Source organism: Pedobacter yonginensis, assembly GCF_003173595.1.
GTDB lineage: Bacteria > Bacteroidota > Bacteroidia > Sphingobacteriales > Sphingobacteriaceae > Pedobacter > Pedobacter yonginense.
On sequence record NZ_QGNZ01000001.1, the window covers coordinates 414,681 to 430,576 of the forward strand.

General features: G+C 36.7%; 13 protein-coding genes and 4 tRNA genes. 6 read left to right on the top strand and 11 right to left on the bottom strand.

The window, feature by feature from the left end:
• Positions 1-84: 84 nt before the first annotated feature.
• On the bottom strand, positions 85-603 hold the full coding sequence (locus DHW03_RS01950; RefSeq protein WP_109924970.1) for a protease: 519 nt from the start codon (positions 601-603) through the stop codon (positions 85-87).
• A 240-nt stretch (positions 604-843) separates the two neighbouring features.
• On the opposite strand from DHW03_RS01950, the gene DHW03_RS01955 reads away from it, so the two are divergent.
• Both DHW03_RS01955 and DHW03_RS01960 read left to right on the top strand, forming a co-directional pair.
• Positions 844-1,854, top strand: a complete 1,011-nt coding sequence (locus DHW03_RS01955) for an LLM class flavin-dependent oxidoreductase (RefSeq protein ID WP_109924068.1) — start codon at positions 844-846, stop codon at positions 1,852-1,854.
• A gap of 98 nt (positions 1,855-1,952) precedes the next feature.
• Positions 1,953-2,144 (top strand): Sec-independent protein translocase subunit TatA/TatB, encoded by a 192-nt coding sequence (locus DHW03_RS01960; RefSeq protein WP_109924069.1) that lies wholly within the window; start codon positions 1,953-1,955, stop codon positions 2,142-2,144.
• Positions 2,145-2,173: 29 nt separating this feature from the next.
• Here DHW03_RS01960 and DHW03_RS01965 read toward each other — a convergent pair whose 3' ends face one another.
• The 3 genes from DHW03_RS01965 to DHW03_RS01975 form a co-directional block, all read right to left on the bottom strand.
• A complete protein-coding gene (locus DHW03_RS01965) occupies positions 2,174-2,575 on the bottom strand; it encodes a c-type cytochrome (protein WP_109924070.1) in 402 nt (133 codons plus the stop codon).
• 269 nt (positions 2,576-2,844) lie between these two features.
• Positions 2,845-2,929: transfer RNA gene (locus DHW03_RS01970), tRNA-Leu, on the bottom strand.
• A gap of 51 nt (positions 2,930-2,980) precedes the next feature.
• A tRNA-Gly gene (locus DHW03_RS01975) sits at positions 2,981-3,056 on the bottom strand.
• 519 nt (positions 3,057-3,575) lie between these two features.
• Here DHW03_RS01975 and DHW03_RS01980 point away from each other — a divergent pair.
• Both DHW03_RS01980 and DHW03_RS01985 read left to right on the top strand, forming a co-directional pair.
• Complete coding sequence (locus tag DHW03_RS01980) at positions 3,576-5,018, top strand: ligand-binding sensor domain-containing protein (protein WP_109924071.1); 1,443 nt, start codon at positions 3,576-3,578, stop codon at positions 5,016-5,018.
• Positions 5,019-5,297: 279 nt separating this feature from the next.
• Entirely contained in the window at positions 5,298-6,509 is a 1,212-nt protein-coding gene (locus DHW03_RS01985) for a hypothetical protein (RefSeq protein WP_109924072.1), read from the top strand.
• Between the two features lie 234 nt (positions 6,510-6,743).
• On the opposite strand, the gene DHW03_RS01990 is transcribed toward DHW03_RS01985, so the two are convergent.
• From DHW03_RS01990 to DHW03_RS02000, 3 genes are all read right to left on the bottom strand, one after another.
• Positions 6,744-6,828: transfer RNA gene (locus DHW03_RS01990), tRNA-Leu, on the bottom strand.
• 50 nt (positions 6,829-6,878) lie between these two features.
• Positions 6,879-6,954 (bottom strand) — tRNA-Gly (locus DHW03_RS01995).
• A gap of 94 nt (positions 6,955-7,048) precedes the next feature.
• A complete protein-coding gene (locus tag DHW03_RS02000) occupies positions 7,049-7,537 on the bottom strand; it encodes a regulatory protein RecX (protein WP_109924073.1) in 489 nt (162 codons plus the stop codon).
• A gap of 61 nt (positions 7,538-7,598) precedes the next feature.
• Between DHW03_RS02000 and DHW03_RS02005 the strand changes: the two genes are divergently transcribed.
• Both DHW03_RS02005 and DHW03_RS02015 read left to right on the top strand, forming a co-directional pair.
• Positions 7,599-10,055 (top strand): bifunctional UDP-N-acetylmuramoyl-tripeptide:D-alanyl-D-alanine ligase/alanine racemase, encoded by a 2,457-nt coding sequence (locus tag DHW03_RS02005; protein ID WP_109924074.1) that lies wholly within the window; start codon positions 7,599-7,601, stop codon positions 10,053-10,055.
• Positions 10,056-11,785: 1,730 nt separating this feature from the next.
• A complete protein-coding gene (locus DHW03_RS02015; protein ID WP_109924076.1) occupies positions 11,786-12,376 on the top strand; it encodes a DUF502 domain-containing protein in 591 nt (196 codons plus the stop codon).
• A gap of 14 nt (positions 12,377-12,390) precedes the next feature.
• Here the strand turns inward: DHW03_RS02015 and DHW03_RS02020 are convergent, their stop codons facing one another.
• The 4 genes from DHW03_RS02020 to DHW03_RS02035 form a co-directional block, all read right to left on the bottom strand.
• Entirely contained in the window at positions 12,391-12,885 is a 495-nt protein-coding gene (locus DHW03_RS02020; protein ID WP_133248485.1) for a hypothetical protein, read from the bottom strand.
• Between the two features lie 12 nt (positions 12,886-12,897).
• The gene (locus DHW03_RS02025; protein WP_109924078.1) at positions 12,898-13,404 is read right to left on the bottom strand and encodes a hypothetical protein; all 507 of its coding nucleotides are present in this window, start codon (positions 13,402-13,404) and stop codon (positions 12,898-12,900) included.
• 151 nt (positions 13,405-13,555) lie between these two features.
• Positions 13,556-14,263 (bottom strand): LOG family protein, encoded by a 708-nt coding sequence (locus DHW03_RS02030; RefSeq protein WP_109924079.1) that lies wholly within the window; start codon positions 14,261-14,263, stop codon positions 13,556-13,558.
• A 17-nt stretch (positions 14,264-14,280) separates the two neighbouring features.
• Positions 14,281-15,789, bottom strand: a complete 1,509-nt coding sequence (locus tag DHW03_RS02035; protein ID WP_109924080.1) for a sodium:solute symporter — start codon at positions 15,787-15,789, stop codon at positions 14,281-14,283.
• Positions 15,790-15,896 lie beyond the last annotated feature (107 nt).

Consider the following 15,896-nt stretch of genomic DNA (forward strand, 5'->3'; position numbering starts at 1 on the left):
AAAACATATTATAAATGTTCATTCAATACTATACCCAGCAAAGCTCCCCAATCAAAATATATTGATATAAATGGTGTGTAAAGGTTAATGAATGTCTTCGTAAACAAAAGTGACCGTATCTTTCGAAACTAATCCACTCATGTTACTACCGTTGTAAGTCAGTTTATAACTCGACCCAGTTTTTAAATCATAACCTTTCAGTAAATCTGCATTGGCAACCAAACTGTCACCAGGTTTAACGTTGGTATAGCTGTCGGCGGGTGGCGGCATCATTCGTTTAGCCATGGCACCTTTGTAAGCTACTTCTTCACCTTTCTCATTGGTAATATCTAAATATTTACTCATCAGGGGTTCAAATGGCGTATGCCAAATGCAAAAGCTTTTAGTAGAGTCTGTGTTGTTGTAAACGACAAACCTCATAACTAAGGGTTCTCCCTGGATAACTTTGCCGTTAACGGAGATTTTGGTTTCTAGAGAATCAGCAACGTTTAGAGCGTCTTTTTGAACGCCTTCACTCAGGTCGTTGCCTGAGGTTCTGGTTGCTTGACTGCATGCCGAAAATAATAAAAGTAGGGCGGGTACAATTAATTTAAGATTTTTCATTTTGAGCTGTTTTTTAACTGGAGTGCTTGATAGATTATCTTTTATATAAGCAAAGAACAAGTCGTATTGTTTGATAAAATGGCATTCTGTCAAAATAACTCGATTTTGTATCAAAAATATAACCTTGTTTTTCAAAATTCGTATCGAATGTTTAGTTAGGGTCATAACTATCCCGAAATGAATAGATTGACAGAATAAGCAATATTTTTGTACTTCTTATTTGTAATTCCCTATAATAACATGGACGAAAATCTTTTAAAAAATATACCATATTCCATTCTTGATCTTGCCACAGTATTGGATGGAGAAACCCCGGCCGACACCTTTCCAAAGAGTTTAGAACTCGCTCGTCAATCTGAAAAACTAGGTTATACCCGATATTGGTTTGCTGAGCATCATAATATGGCAGGTGTTGCCAGTTCTGCACCCTCAGTTTTAATTGGATATATTGCCAACGGCACCAAAACCATTCGAGTTGGGTCGGGTGGGATCATGTTGCCAAATCATGCTCCACTTATTGTTGCAGAGCAGTTCGGTACGCTAGCATCACTTTATCCAAATCGAATAGACTTAGGCTTAGGCAGAGCGCCCGGAACCGATCAAGTAACCGCATTAGCCATAAGAGGAGAGAATTTTAATGCAGCGCACAATTTCCCAAGAGATGTGGAACAATTGCAAAGATTGTTCTCTAAAGAGAATAACAGCAGTAACGTAAGGGCTATTCCAGGGGAGGGGCTAAACATTCCAATTTGGATTTTAGGTTCCAGTACAGATAGCGCGAGGTTAGCCGCGGAAAAGGGATTGCCGTACGCATTTGCCAGTCATTTTGCACCAACCTATTTCGAACAGGCCATTCAAATCTATAAAACCAATTTCAAACCTTCAGCATATTTACAAAAACCCTATGTAATTGCATGCGTGAATGTTGTGATGGCAGATACGGATGCGGAAGCAGAACGCTTATCCAATTCGGTTAAGCAAATGTTTCTAGGTGTGATTACTGGGAAGAGAAATTTGCTTAAAGCACCAGTAGAAAATATGGATTTGGTTTGGAGCGTGTACGAGAAAGAAGCAGTTGAACAAATGCTAACCTATTCTTTTATTGGAGATAGCGGCACGGTGAAAGAAAAATTGAGTGCTTTTGTTGCGTATTATGGGGTAGATGAGGTTATGGCAACTTCTCATATTTTTGATTTCGAGGCAAAACTTCATTCAAATAAGTTATTTGCAAGTGTATTTACTGAGGCCTAAACTTTATTTTTAAAAATAAGAACCGAAGGGCGCTATTCCACGTATCTTTAATAAACAATATAGAAACCTAATTTTCAAAACCTTCTAAACTAAAAAACATGTTAAATACAACAGCAGCCATTCTTGGCGGACCAGAATTAATTATCATAGGCGTAGGGATTCTTTTATTATTTGGTGGAAAGAAAATTCCTGAACTGATGAAAGGACTTGGTAAAGGCATTAAGGAATTTAAGAATGGCCAAGAGGGTACTGATGAACCGGTAGTAGTACAAAAAGAAGCCAAAGTATAGCACAAATATTTAAGCAAAAGCCTCCAATTTTAATTGGGGGCTTTTCGTTGCGGTTCTGATTTTCCATTGTGACAGGTGATGCAAGCGACTGCCATAAAGGGCTTTCCATCCTTCATTTCGTTATGAAAGTATTTCTTGTTGATTTTTGCAGTCATTCTCATCATTTCTCTTGCCCTTTCCTTTTCAGGTTTTTCATCACTCGCAAAATCCATTTTTCTCGGATTGTCTTTCATAGGCGCATGGCAAAATCCGCATTTTACACCCAGCGCCATTTTGAAGTTGTCCATCACTTTGTCTAATTCTTCGTGACTGATGTTTTTGGGAAGAACTTTTAAGTTTTTTGCTTTTTGATCTGGCGGAGGCATAAAAGCGCTCAGCGAGAATGCCAATCCAGAAATTAGCGCCATTGCAATCGTTTTTTTATAGTACATCGGATGTGAGTTGTTGTGAACGAATATAAGCAATTGCATTATTTTATTTTCGTAAGTATCATTGTATCAATAATTTTAGACTGATAAATCCACCTTCGGAATTCTTGTGCTGATAGGTTGAGGAAGCTCAGAAAAGGAAATCTCCACTTCAATCCATATTGACTCTTCAAAAAAAGCAATCGGGGAAATAAAACGTACGAGAGAAATTACATCGCTGTTATTTCGGCAAAACAGGAAAACCTTCCATTTCTGAAAGGTTTTTAGTCTAGTACTCAGAGCGGGAATCGAACCCGCACGCCTGTTAAGGGCACAGGATTTTAAGTCCTGCGTGTCTACCAGTTCCACCATCTGAGCATCGAGCAATAAGGCTCTTAAAATAAATGCCTCCTGGTAGGAAGGCATTTATGGAGCGAAAGACGAGATTCGAACTCGCGACCCCGACCTTGGCAAGGTCGTGCTCTACCAACTGAGCTACTTTCGCAGAAAAGAAGACATTCGATGTATTCCTTTGGGGTTGCAAATATAGAAATATTACTTTCTAAATCAAAAATAATTAAATAAAATTTTAAAACAAAAAACCTTTCATTTCTGAAAGGTTTTATTCGATTTTTTTAAGTTTTTGGAATGAGAGATTTATTGAACATGTTCATTTTTCTTAAGGGTTGAAGGAAGGTTTTACATAGAAAGACAATTTGATTGTCCTTATACCCCAGAATAAAAATTGAAAATTCCCCCTTTGAATTGTTTAGTTTTAGGTGAATGGGAGATTTTTATAACACTTCAATATTACAGGTGTTAATTACATTTTTTAGTGTTAGAAAGAACACCATGCCTGAACGGTTAAAACATAATAACAGGTTGTGGTTTCGTATTGCAGAACTAGATGTAATTTTGGGCGCATTGGCGATATTTAGCCTAACTATTATTATATATAAAAATTTGTGCCTTTTTTTATCTTTAGGTTTATTTACAATTCTACGAAACATTAACAACGCTCTAAATGAAAAAAATATTTTTTCCCTTAATATTAAATCTCTTGTCGATAGCGCTACACGCCCAAAATCTATATCCAGAAAAATTCCAGGACTGCAAGGCGTCAATTTTTTGCTTAGATTGTGGTGACACGCAAGCACAGCCTCCCCGCTCCATCCTACAGGAAATCATGTCAAATCTTGACAAGAACAGTGCAACAACTTTACGAGGAATTATAGAGATTCAACTATTGATTGACGAAAATGGAAAGCCCTGTCTACTTAGTGCAGAAAATAAAACAAATATCTCCTCTACAGCGTTGAAGCTTCAATCCGCAATAAATAATACATCAAACTGGACCCCAGCGATTTCAGGAGCCAAAAAAGAGATCAGCTCGGTGGCTATTATTCTTCAATTTGAAAATGGGAGACTAAATGCAAAGAGAAGAGTATTTAATTTTACTAATCAATCAAATATGAAGGTGGTTGGCACGCCAGAACTTAAAGGTAGTGACAAAAGCAAATTGAGTGAAACTTGGACCGTTTATACCCAGCAAAATTCAGAGCTTCCATGGGATATGACTAGATCGGTTTCAGTAGATGTTGATAATAATGTTTGGATAGGTACTGATAACGGCATCGTAAAAATTAAGGATGGTAGATGGGAACATTTCAATAGTACGAATACGATGATTAGGCCTAAAGAATATAATAAAAATGAATTAGAGTCTGTTAGGGACTTGGAAATTGACAAGAAGAACAATAAGTGGTTTGTAATTGGTTATGATGTTTATAAGTACAATGATAAAAACTGGACAAAATACGACTCCTTAAATTCACCTATAAATTGGGCAAGAAAGATTTTTATAGATCAATCAAATAATGCGTGGTTTACTTCCTGGGAAGGGGTGGCAAAATTTGATGGAAACAAGTGGATTACGCTAACTAAAGAAAATTCAAAATTGCCGACAAATAAAACCTTAGGCGTTTATGTAGATCGTAAAAGTAGAGTTTGGATAGGCACATTTGAAGGAAACGTAAGAATTGAAAATGGGAAAACAATCCAATTAAACGACAAAAATTCACCTCTTTCTAAAGCTTATATTTCTATGGCATATGAGGATAAAGCGGGAAATTTGTGGCTTAGCTTATACAACGGGAAGGGAACGGGGGCAGGAATGTATATTCTAAAAACTAACGGAGCGTGGGAAAGAATTTTGGGGGATAATCCGAAGATGTTTGCAGAAAATAGTATTAACTATTTCTTGTTAGATGAAGAAAAAAAGACACTTTGGATTTCCCAAAATAATGTAGGAATACTAAAATATAACTTATCAAACAAAAATCTAGAGATTTATACTACAGAAAATTCAAATGTTCCAAGTGTTAACATTGAAAAAATAACAAAAGATAAAAATGGCGCAATTTGGGCAGCTACCTATGCAGGAGTAATAAAGACAAACATTAAATAACATTATCCAAAGATCTCTCGCCTTTACGATGTAAAAGAAAATACTGCTAAAGGGGTGCTTGGCAAAAATTGGTGGCAATTCATCTTAACCATCTGTTTTTCTAAGAACATTAAATCTTAGGGAAACCCCAGAACGCTATATGCAATTCTGAGTGCAACCTTTCATAGCATACCTGCAAATTCAAATAGAAGACATGGCTATGAATTTATTATGGAATAATCACGTTATCAACATCATCCCCATAACAAAAAAGCGAATTAACTACGATACTGCGAGCGCATGAAGAAACTGCAAATAATCTTAGTCCTATTCTTATTATCACTTGAAATTGCTTTTTCTCAAACAAAAAAATTAGAAGGCGACACTACTTATTTTGTTACGAGTAGCAAGGAATTTCAAAAAACTTTAAATTTAAGGGACTTTGAAAAATCTACTAATGAATTTAATTTCAGATTTCGGAATCTTGGACAAGTAGTAGAACTTACACAAGATAGTTGTGGGGTTAATGGTACTATAACGAATTACATATATCACACTAGAAAAGCAAATAGGGATAATACGGAAGTGTTATTTGATAAAATAATTTTATCACCGGAACAGGCCAAAAACATCTACAACATTATTCAAAACTCCAGCATCTTAACGCTACAATCAGACGATAAAATAAAAAATTGGAACAAGGGTTTAGACGGAATAACTTACATCATCGAACATACGGATAAAAAAACCTATTGGCTAAAAAAGTATTGGACACCATCCTCGCAAGATTCTATCCCTGAAGCACTAATCGTACGTAACTTTGTGGAAAAACTAACAAATTCATTAAACCTACAAAAAACATATACAACTTTTAATAATGATTTACCAAAAATCGGCTGCTATAATTCAGGAGGATTGAATACTCTTTGTTATATTTCAAATTCTTTAGAAATAGGTTATAGTGGGTCAACCAGACTTCCATTAGGGTTTTTCACGTCTTATAGCGCTTCATTCATAGGAAAAACGCAAGTAAATTCGGGCATCGGTTTACAATACAACTTTGACAACAACGGTTTTCAACATTTGAATTTCCAAGCCTCGAAATGGAAAATATTCTATAGAAAAAATAATTTTTCTGACTTTATTGCTTATAACTATCAAAACAGAAAACTTGCCAATGTTAACGGTGGGAATAGACTTGAAAATCATCAAATTAAATACGGTTTAAATCTGAAAAGCAATTTTGGAATCGGAGCTGGAATTGATGTTTTATTTATTGATAATGAGAAAATTGGGTCGTATTTATATGCTTTTAAATGGTTTCCCAAACTGAACATTAGCACTACATTAACCTCGTCAATATTTTATAATCAACTAAATTATAAAGGAGAAATACTCAAATCGATTAACCTAAATTCTAAATCTTTCTTACATCGAATTACTTTAGGATTGGCCTATGAAGACTTTATGGATTATAAAGATCTGTACGTTAGGGTACAAGTATCTTTCTAAAAGTTCTCAGTTTTGTAATTTTGATTGGCAACCTTTATGTTTTCATTTACACCTAGTTCAAATCTCAATATGAAACTCTCATTATTAATAGTTCTGTCAATCTCCTCTTGGATCGTAATGACAGTATAGATCTTTCTCAGAAATAAGGCCGAATCAGATATGTAAAATTCTCAGAAATAAAAAAATGCAAGCTGTTGATAGTGAAACTATTACATGCTTGCATTTTTTGTTTAGTACTCAGAGCGGGAATCGAACCCGCACGCCTGTTAAGGGCACAGGATTTTAAGTCCTGCGTGTCTACCAGTTCCACCATCTGAGCATCGAGCAATAAGGTCTTAAAATAAATGCCTCCTGGTAGGAAGGCATTTATGGAGCGAAAGACGAGATTCGAACTCGCGACCCCGACCTTGGCAAGGTCGTGCTCTACCAACTGAGCTACTTTCGCATAAAACTTAACTGATATTCTGTTTCGTTTTGGTGATGCAAATATAGACAGATTTATATTTCTGTCAAGATTTTTTTTATTAAAAATTTAATATTTAGTTTAAATTGCTGGCTTTCAGTGCAAGTAAAATTAAATCCGTTTCAAAACCTCTTCCTTGAAGGTAGTTCATCAGCTTCATTTTTCTTTTGATCGGGTTAGATTCGGCAATAAATTCCGACTTCTTAATGGCAAGTGCAGTTAACGTTTTTAAATAATCATCATCATCCAAGCTGTATAAAGCTTTTTGTAATATCCTATCGGGCACACCTTTCAGCTTTAAACCCTGTTTTATTTTTACTCTTCCCCACTTTTTAATGTTAAATTTCCCCGAAGCGTAGCTTTTTGCAAAGCGTTCTTCATTCAAAAAATTATTCATAATCAGGTCAGATAGAATTTCTTCAAGCTCATCGCCTCGAATTCCCCATTCAACCAGTTTATATCGAACTTCTTTTTGAGAACGCTCTTGGTAAACACAAAAACTTTCTGCCTTAGCTAAGGCTTGTTTTTTATCTAAATATACTGGCTCTTCTTTACCGCTTTTCATAATTAATTACTGAAATTCGTAAAAATAAAAACCAATACCACATTTTTCTGAAACTAAAAGCATGCAGCATCAAAATTATACCGTTACCGAGCTTGCCCAGATATTAAATTCCCAAACAAAACTAATTGATGGACAAGTAGTTATAAAATATTTGGCAATTGATAGCCGTTCGGTTTTAGTGCCAGAGCATTCATTGTTTTTTGCTTTGTCATCCCATCGGGATGGGCATGATTTTATAACAGATGCCTATGCTAAACAAATCAGGAATTTTGTAATTACTAAACCGGACTATGTTGAACAATATCCTGATTGCAATTTTATTCTGGTTGAAAACGCCTTAACTGCATTACAAACACTTGCCGCACATCACAGAAAACAGTTTACCTTAAAAACCATCGGCATAACAGGTAGTAATGGTAAAACCATTGTTAAAGAATGGCTATATCAGCTGTTGGCCACAGATTTTAACATTGTTAGAAGCCCGAAAAGCTATAATTCGCAAGTTGGAGTACCCCTTTCTGTTTGGCAAATTGATGCAGAAAACAACTTGGGTATTTTCGAGGCCGGAATTTCTTCGGTAAATGAAATGCAAACTTTGGCCGAAATTATTGAGCCAGAAATAGGCATTTTAACCAACATTAACGAGGCCCATGCCGAAGGCTTTCCATCCAAGAAAGAAAAACTAATAGAAAAGCTGAAACTATTTAAAAATGCAGATTTACTCATCTATTCACCAGAATATACGAATGAGCTTGTTGTGAATGAGTTACCGGGTAAAAGGAAATTTAGCTGGAGCAGTAAACAGGGAGCCGATTTGAGGATTATTGCTGTGGAACCCCTTGAAGACAAATGCAGTTTGAGGGCGATTTATCAAGATGTTGAAATAGAATGTACGCTTCCTTTTAAAGATAAAGCATCAATAGAAAATGGCATCATTTGCTGGGCTACGCTTTTAGCAATAGGATATACGCCAGCGCAGTCTAACCTACGACTGGAAAAACTAAGTCACGTAAGCATGCGTTTGGAACTCAAAAACGGGATAAATCAATGTTCCATAATTGATGATTCTTATAGTGCAGATATTTCCTCATTAGCCATTGCACTCGATTTTCTAAATCAACAGAACCAACACCCAAAAAAGACGGTCATTTTATCCGAACTGTTTGAAACTGGGCGTTCAGATCAAGATTTATATACTGAAATAGCAGATTTATTAAAACAAAAAAAGGTAAATCGATTGATTGGAATTGGAGCTCACCTGTCAAAATATGCTAGTTTATTTAATTTGGAGACCCAGTTTTTTGATGATACAAATGCTTTCGTTACCGCTTTTCCCAGCATACAATTTAGCCACGAAACTATTCTGGTAAAAGGAGCAAGGCGATTTGAGTTCGCGAGGATTAGTAAGTTGCTTACCCAAAAAATTCACGATACCGTTTTAGAGATTGATTTGAATGCGATGGTGAATAATCTTCAGTTTTATCGCTCTAAAATTAAATCTGGCGTAAAAATTATGGCCATGGTTAAAGCATTCTCTTATGGGAGCGGAAGTTTTGAAATCGCCAATTTATTACAATTTCATAAGGTTGATTATTTGGCCGTAGCCTATGCCGATGAAGGCATTGCTTTGCGTAAAGCTGGGATTACGCTGCCGATTATGGTAATGAGCCCAGAAGAATCTGCTTTTGAAGCCATCATTAAACATCATTTAGAACCCGAAATTTACAGCATCGAAATATTAAATGCTTTCGTAAATGCCTTGTCCAATCAAACCAACTACCCAATACACATTAAAATTGATAGCGGAATGCATCGTTTAGGTTTTGATGAGGCAGAGTTGGATCAGTTGATCGATTTGCTAAAAGGAAACGATAATATAAAAGTTGAAAGTATTTTTTCGCATTTGGTGGCGAGTGGAGAATCTCAGCACGATGAGTATAGTCAGCAGCAAATTAGTACTTTCAAAATCATCGCCAATCGATTAATCGAAATTTTAGGCTATAAGCCTTTACTCCACATCTCCAATACATCTGGCATAAGCCGTTGGCCCGATGCTCAAATGGATATGGTTAGATTAGGAATTGGCTTATATGGCTTCGATGCAGCAATATCGAACAATCCTAGTTTACAAACTACAATGGTACTCAAAACTACCGTTACACAAGTTAAAACCCTAAATGCTGGCGAAACTGTAGGGTATAGCCGAAAAGGGGTGATGCCAAATGGCGGAAAAATAGCTACAGTAAAAATCGGCTATGCAGATGGCTACAATCGTGCTTTTGGAAACGGCGTAGGGAAAATGCTCATTAATGGTCAATTGGTGCCCACAATTGGATCTATCTGTATGGATATGACGATGTTAGACGTTTCAAATTTGGATGTACAGCCAGGCGATGAAGCCATCGTTTTCAACCAAGAACACAGTATAGTCGACTTAGCTGCAGAAATTAATACCATTCCGTACGAAATTCTAACAAACATCTCTCAAAGGGTAAAGCGAGTATATTTCTACGAATAAAAATTCAATTAAAAGGAAGATTTAATCTTACATCAGCTATTTCTCTAAAAAATTAGGAGCGCAGTTGCAGTGCAGGTCGGTTTCGGCAGTCCCGCTTTACTTTCGCCATGAAAAATGGCTTCAATTCAATCGGGGCTATTTTAGTTGGGCTTGGGGCAGATGGGTAAACACAGATGTTGAGTAATTGATGTATTTATACCAACCATTGTTCCTAAACCGTATTGAAGCGGTATCCCCCGATTTTTTCAATCGGGGATTTAGCGGAAAGACGGACCACTGCCCGCCAAGAATTCCCTCCGTTCCTTTCCAAATGTTAAAATTTAAATGAACGTCTTTATCTACCGTTTAGCCATCCAACTAAAAATTTGAAGCGCAGTTGCAGTGCTGGTCGGTTTTGGCAGTCCCGCTTTACTTTCGCCATGAAAAATGGCTTCAATACAATCGGGGCTATTTTAGTTGGGCTTGGGTCGCATGGGTAAACACAGAAGTTGAGTAATTGCTGTATGTACCAACCATTGTTCCTAAACCGTATTGAAGCGGTATCCCCCGATTTTTTCAATCGGGGATTTAGCGGAAAGACGGACGATCGCCCGCCAAGAATTCCCTCCGTTCCTTTCCAAATGTTAAAGTTAAATGAACGTCTTTATCTACCGTTTAGCCATCCAATTAAAAATTAGGAGCGCAGTTGCAGTGCTGGTCGGTTTTGGCAGTCCCGCTTTACTTTCGCCATGAAAAATGGTTTCAATACAATCGGGGCTATTTGAGTTGGGCTTGGGTCGCATGGGTAAACACAGAAGTTGAGTAATTGCTGTATTTATACCAACCATTGTTCCTAAACCGTATTGAAGCGGTATCCCCCGATTTTTTCAATCGGGGATTTAGCGGAAAGACGGACCACTGCCCGCCAAGAATTCCTTCCGTTCCTTTCCAAATGTTAAAATTTAAATGAACGTCTTTATCTTCCGTTTGATCATCCAATTAAAAATTTGAAGCGCAGTTGCAGTGCAGGTCGGTTTCGGCAGTCCCGCTTTACTTTCGCCATGAAAAATGGCTTCAATTCAATCGGGGCTATTTTAGTTGGGCTTGGGGCAGATGGGTAAACACAGATGTTGAGTAATTGATGTATTTATACCAACCATTGTTCCTAAACCGTATTGAAGCGGTATCCCCGATTTTTTCAATCGGGGATTTAGCGGAAAGACGGACCACTGCCCGCCAAGAATTCCCTCCGTTCCTTTCCAAATGTTAAAATTTAAATGAACGTCTTTATCTACCGTTTAGTCATCCAATTAAAAATTTGAAGCGTAGTTGCAGTGCTGGTCGGTTTCGGCAGTCCCGCTTTACTTTCGCCATGAAAAATGGCTTCAATACAATCGGGGTTATTTTAGTTGGGCTTGGGACGCATGGGTAAGGGCAAAAATGATTAAAATGGTGCACCAACCCTTGTTCCTAAACCGTATTGAAGCGGTATCCCCCGATTTTTTCAATCGGGGATTTAGCGGAAAGACGGACCACTGCCCGCCAAGAACTCCTTCCGTTCCTTTCCAAATGTTAAAATTTAAATGAACGTCTTTATCTACCGTTTAGTCATCCAATTAAAAATTGAAAGAAAATTTCGGTTCCAGATTATGTGCAAGCCTTCGGTTTAAACCCCATACTCAAAACTCTGATGCTAAAGGAAAACAGTTTAAAAACAAGAACTATTGAACATTTTTGAATAAGTTTGCACCATGAACAAGATCGGGAAAGCCATTTTAAACTATTTAATTAAAGGTTTATTAATTGTTGTGCCCATTGCTGTGAGTATTTTTATTGTAGTATGGGCGGTTACCACAGTAGATAGCTGGCTAAATGTAAATAATATTTTAGGCGTAAATCCCCGAACCGGCGAAAGTAGAAACATTCCTGGCTTGGGCTTGCTCACCGTTTTAACCATCATTTTATTGGCAGGAATTTTTGTAACCAATTTGGTTACAGAACCGATGTACAATTGGTTTCAGCGCATTATGCACCGCTTGCCCTTGTTCAATTTCATATATTCTTCAATTAAAGATTTAACTGAAGCCTTTGTGGGCGATGAAAAGAAATTTAATCACCCTGTATTGGTAGAGGTAGAAGGGGGCTTAAAAAAGATTGGTTTCTTAACTCAAAACGACTTAAAGAAATTAGAGCTACCTGATGATGTAGCCGTTTATTTTCCTTTGTCTTATTCTTTTGCTGGACAGCTTTGTATTGTAAAAAGAGATCAGGTTAAGGATTTGAATATGAGCGCTGCTGAAGCCATGAAATTGGTGGTAAGTGGCGGTGTTAGCGGTCTTTAAAAACAGCAATCATCCTAAAAAACACTTCTAAAGAAAGATAGGAAAAACACCATTAGGATGAAGAGGAATAAGATTCTAGCGTAATATTCTCTGATAAATAAACCGCAGAACACCAACAAATCATCATCTACATTGGAGTGGACGATTCCGCTGCCGCTAGAGGCATTAAAAAGGATTTGTTTGTCGTTCTTGTTGTTTAACGACCATCTACTTAGCCAGCTGTTTTGGAAACTCCAATCGAACTGCTCGCCAGATGGGAAGATGATTTTCGCTTTAAAACTTAATAAATCGTAGCTGATTTTAGCCAAAACCTCATTCTTGTTATTGAAAAGCGTTGTTTCTGGATTTGAAAAGCCTGTACTTTTTAGCAGATAAATTCCATTTTGAGTAGTGGCGATAGCAGAATTTTTCCATGAGCTAAAGTTTAGAGAAAATCTGAGCAAGCCATCCTTAAATACGTGATAATTGCTATCAAATGTTCCTTTTCTCCAATTTAAAGTCTGCTCCATGATCATTTATTTTTAATGATTATGCCTTGAGGTTGCGGCAATCATAATGGGTACGAAACAAGCAACAAGCGTCATGCCCCTTTTGTTGTAAACCTGTTTAATAAATAATCCAGCAATAATGATAAGGCTGTTATCGGTATCACTTGATATGGAGCCTGTGTTTGATAAAGGACTATAAACAATGTTGGTGTCGATATGGTTAGATACACTAAATTGTGATTTCCAGAAGTTTGTTGGTTTCCATTCAAACTGCTCGCCAGAATTTAGGTGAATTACAGCTCGTGTTTTCCAGTTGTCATAGCTAATTACCGCAACAAGCTCATTGGTTTTTTTATCAAAAACATTTGTTTTAGGGCGCCAAAAACCAACACATTTAAAGGTATAATCTTGATGCTCAAAGTTAGATTCAGCCTCATTTTTCCAGCTATTGAAGATAATTGCACCTTTCTGCATGCCATCAACAAAAAGTTCGAATTTTGAGTTTAACCAATTTCGCTTCCAATTAATTAATTTTGCCATCTTAAATACTTTGCTTTTAGAGCATAGTTGTATCGAGTTGTTACAGACTAAATTTTAGGTATAAAAAAAAGGCATTCGTGTAATCAAATGCCTTTTGTAACTAACTTACTATTAGTTTATTATCTTAAAATCGAATTAAAATCCATACAATTTAGAAATTCGGTTTCAATACGTATTTGTCGTAGAAACGGAAAATATGTTCGGCAGCTTCTTCTGCGGTATCCACAAGTCGGAACAGGTTTAAATCTTCCTCATGGATATTATGCTCTTTTTGCAACATCGTGCCTTTAATCCAATCAATCAATCCGCCCCAATAATCGATACCCACCAATACGATAGGGAAGCGGGCGATTTTACCCGTTTGAATTAGGGTTAGGGCTTCAAAAAGTTCATCCATTGTACCAAAGCCACCGGGAAGTACAACAAAACCTTGACTGTATTTCATAAACATAACCTTGCGCACGAAGAAATAATCAAACTGCAATAATTTGTTATGATCGATGTATTTATTGTGAAACTGCTCGAAGGGTAATTCTATATTTAAACCAACTGATTTACCGCCATTGGTATGCGCACCTTTATTACCAGCCTCCATAATACCAGGTCCACCACCTGTAATAACGCCATAACCACGATCGGTTAACAGCTTGCCACATTGCTCGGCCAATTGGTAATATCTATTTGTTTGCGCGGTACGAGCCGAGCCGTAAATGGTAACACAAGGGCCAATTTTAGCTAGTTTCTCAAAACCATCTACAAATTCGGCCATAATTTTAAAAATTTGCCAAGAGTCTGTAACCTTTATTTCTTGCCAATCTTTGTTTTCAAAGGCACTTCTAATTTTTTCTTCACTCGTCATATATTGTTATTCTAATATTAAAATCTGGTTTGTTGATCTGTTTTTTTACTAATCATCAATAAACCTAAAAATGTAATTAAACCGTTAATTAAAATCAGTTCAACACTAAAAACATATCCGCCTAATAATGTGGTCGAAAACGTTGCAAGCAAGTAACATAAAAAAGGCGATAAAATGCAAACTATTGGTACTAATTTATCATGTAAACCTCGTTTTTTTACAAATAAACCAAAACTATACAAACCCAAAAGCGGACCATAAGTATAGGAGGCAATGGTAAAAATTAAACTAACCACCGAAGAACTGTTTAGTGCATTAATCACAATAATCACCAAAAACATCAAGAGGGAAAAGGCAACATGCACCGTATGGCGTTTTCTAACCGCAGTGGCTTCATTTAATTTCTCTGCTTTATCCATACCCAGAAAATCGACACAGAATGAGGTTGTAAGGGCGGTTAATGCAGAATCTGTCGTGGCAAAGGTTGCAGCCGTTAAACCCAACATAAAGATAATGGCCGGCAAAGCACCTAAATTGTTAAGTGCAATTTCTGGGAACAATAAATCGGTTCTAGGTTTTGAGGTAATGTGATCCAATGGAATATCGATGCCGTTTTTTGCAGCGAAAATGTATAAAAGTGCACCCACGCTCAAGAAAAAAACATTTAAAATCACAAATACGCCTGTAAACGTAAACATGTTTTTTTGCGCTTCTTTGATGGTTTTCATGCTTAGGTTTTTCTGCATTAAATCTTGATCCAGACCCGTCATGGCAATGGTTACGAAAATACCGCCGATGAATTGTTTACTGAAGTAGAACTTGTTTGTAAGGAAATCATTCAAGAAAAATATTTTAGAATAACTGCTGTTTTTAACCGTTTCAAAGGCTTCTGGAATGTTGAAGTTTAACGAGTTGCAAATGAAATAAATGGTTAGAAAAACCGATAAAACCAGAAAGAAAGTTTGTAAAGTATCGGTTATGATAATGGTTTTTAAGCCACCTTTAAACGTGTACGACCAAATTAGTGCTAAAGAAATCAGTACGGTTAACCAAAACGGAACACCATAATTATCAAATATAAAACGTTGTAAAACAATAACAACCAAGTATAAACGGGTGGCAGAGCCTAAAGTTCTGCTCAATAGAAAGATAGATGCGGCTGTTTTGTAGCTGTAATGCCCAAGTCGCTTTTCAATATAACTGTAAATGGAAGTCAAATTCATTCTATAGTAAAGCGGCAATAAAACGGTGGCAATAATGATGAAGCCAACTGCATTGCCCAATACGAACTGAAAATATTGAAATTGATTTCCCGCCGGAGCACCCACTTCGCCAGGAACAGAAATAAAGGTAACCCCAGATAGTGCGGTACCAATCATACCAAAGGCCACCAAATACCATTTAGAGTTCTTATTGGCGGTAAAAAAAGTAGCATTATCGGAAGAGTTTTTTGAAGTTGCAAAGGAGATGATAATCAGTAGTAGAAAATAACCGATTAAGAAACATAATAGGATGGTTGGCGACATAGTTTTGTTTTAAGCTGCTAAATGTAAGAATTTGCAATTTAAATAAATAGTTCATTTCTTCAATAATCAAATGTTAACAGATGCATTAAACCAAATTACAAGGGATA

Coding starts and splice junctions, on each gene's coding strand:
- DHW03_RS01950 (WP_109924970.1), bottom strand. CDS start 603: ATGAAAAATCTTAAATTAATTGTACCCGCCCTACTTTTATTATTTTCG.
- DHW03_RS01955 (WP_109924068.1), top strand. CDS start 844: ATGGACGAAAATCTTTTAAAAAATATACCATATTCCATTCTTGATCTT.
- DHW03_RS01960 (WP_109924069.1), top strand. CDS start 1,953: ATGTTAAATACAACAGCAGCCATTCTTGGCGGACCAGAATTAATTATC.
- DHW03_RS01965 (WP_109924070.1), bottom strand. CDS start 2,575: ATGTACTATAAAAAAACGATTGCAATGGCGCTAATTTCTGGATTGGCA.
- DHW03_RS01980 (WP_109924071.1), top strand. CDS start 3,576: ATGAAAAAAATATTTTTTCCCTTAATATTAAATCTCTTGTCGATAGCG.
- DHW03_RS01985 (WP_109924072.1), top strand. CDS start 5,298: ATGAAGAAACTGCAAATAATCTTAGTCCTATTCTTATTATCACTTGAA.
- DHW03_RS02000 (WP_109924073.1), bottom strand. CDS start 7,537: ATGAAAAGCGGTAAAGAAGAGCCAGTATATTTAGATAAAAAACAAGCC.
- DHW03_RS02005 (WP_109924074.1), top strand. CDS start 7,599: ATGCAGCATCAAAATTATACCGTTACCGAGCTTGCCCAGATATTAAAT.
- DHW03_RS02015 (WP_109924076.1), top strand. CDS start 11,786: ATGAACAAGATCGGGAAAGCCATTTTAAACTATTTAATTAAAGGTTTA.
- DHW03_RS02020 (WP_133248485.1), bottom strand. CDS start 12,885: ATGGAGCAGACTTTAAATTGGAGAAAAGGAACATTTGATAGCAATTAT.
- DHW03_RS02025 (WP_109924078.1), bottom strand. CDS start 13,404: ATGGCAAAATTAATTAATTGGAAGCGAAATTGGTTAAACTCAAAATTC.
- DHW03_RS02030 (WP_109924079.1), bottom strand. CDS start 14,263: ATGACGAGTGAAGAAAAAATTAGAAGTGCCTTTGAAAACAAAGATTGG.
- DHW03_RS02035 (WP_109924080.1), bottom strand. CDS start 15,789: ATGTCGCCAACCATCCTATTATGTTTCTTAATCGGTTATTTTCTACTA.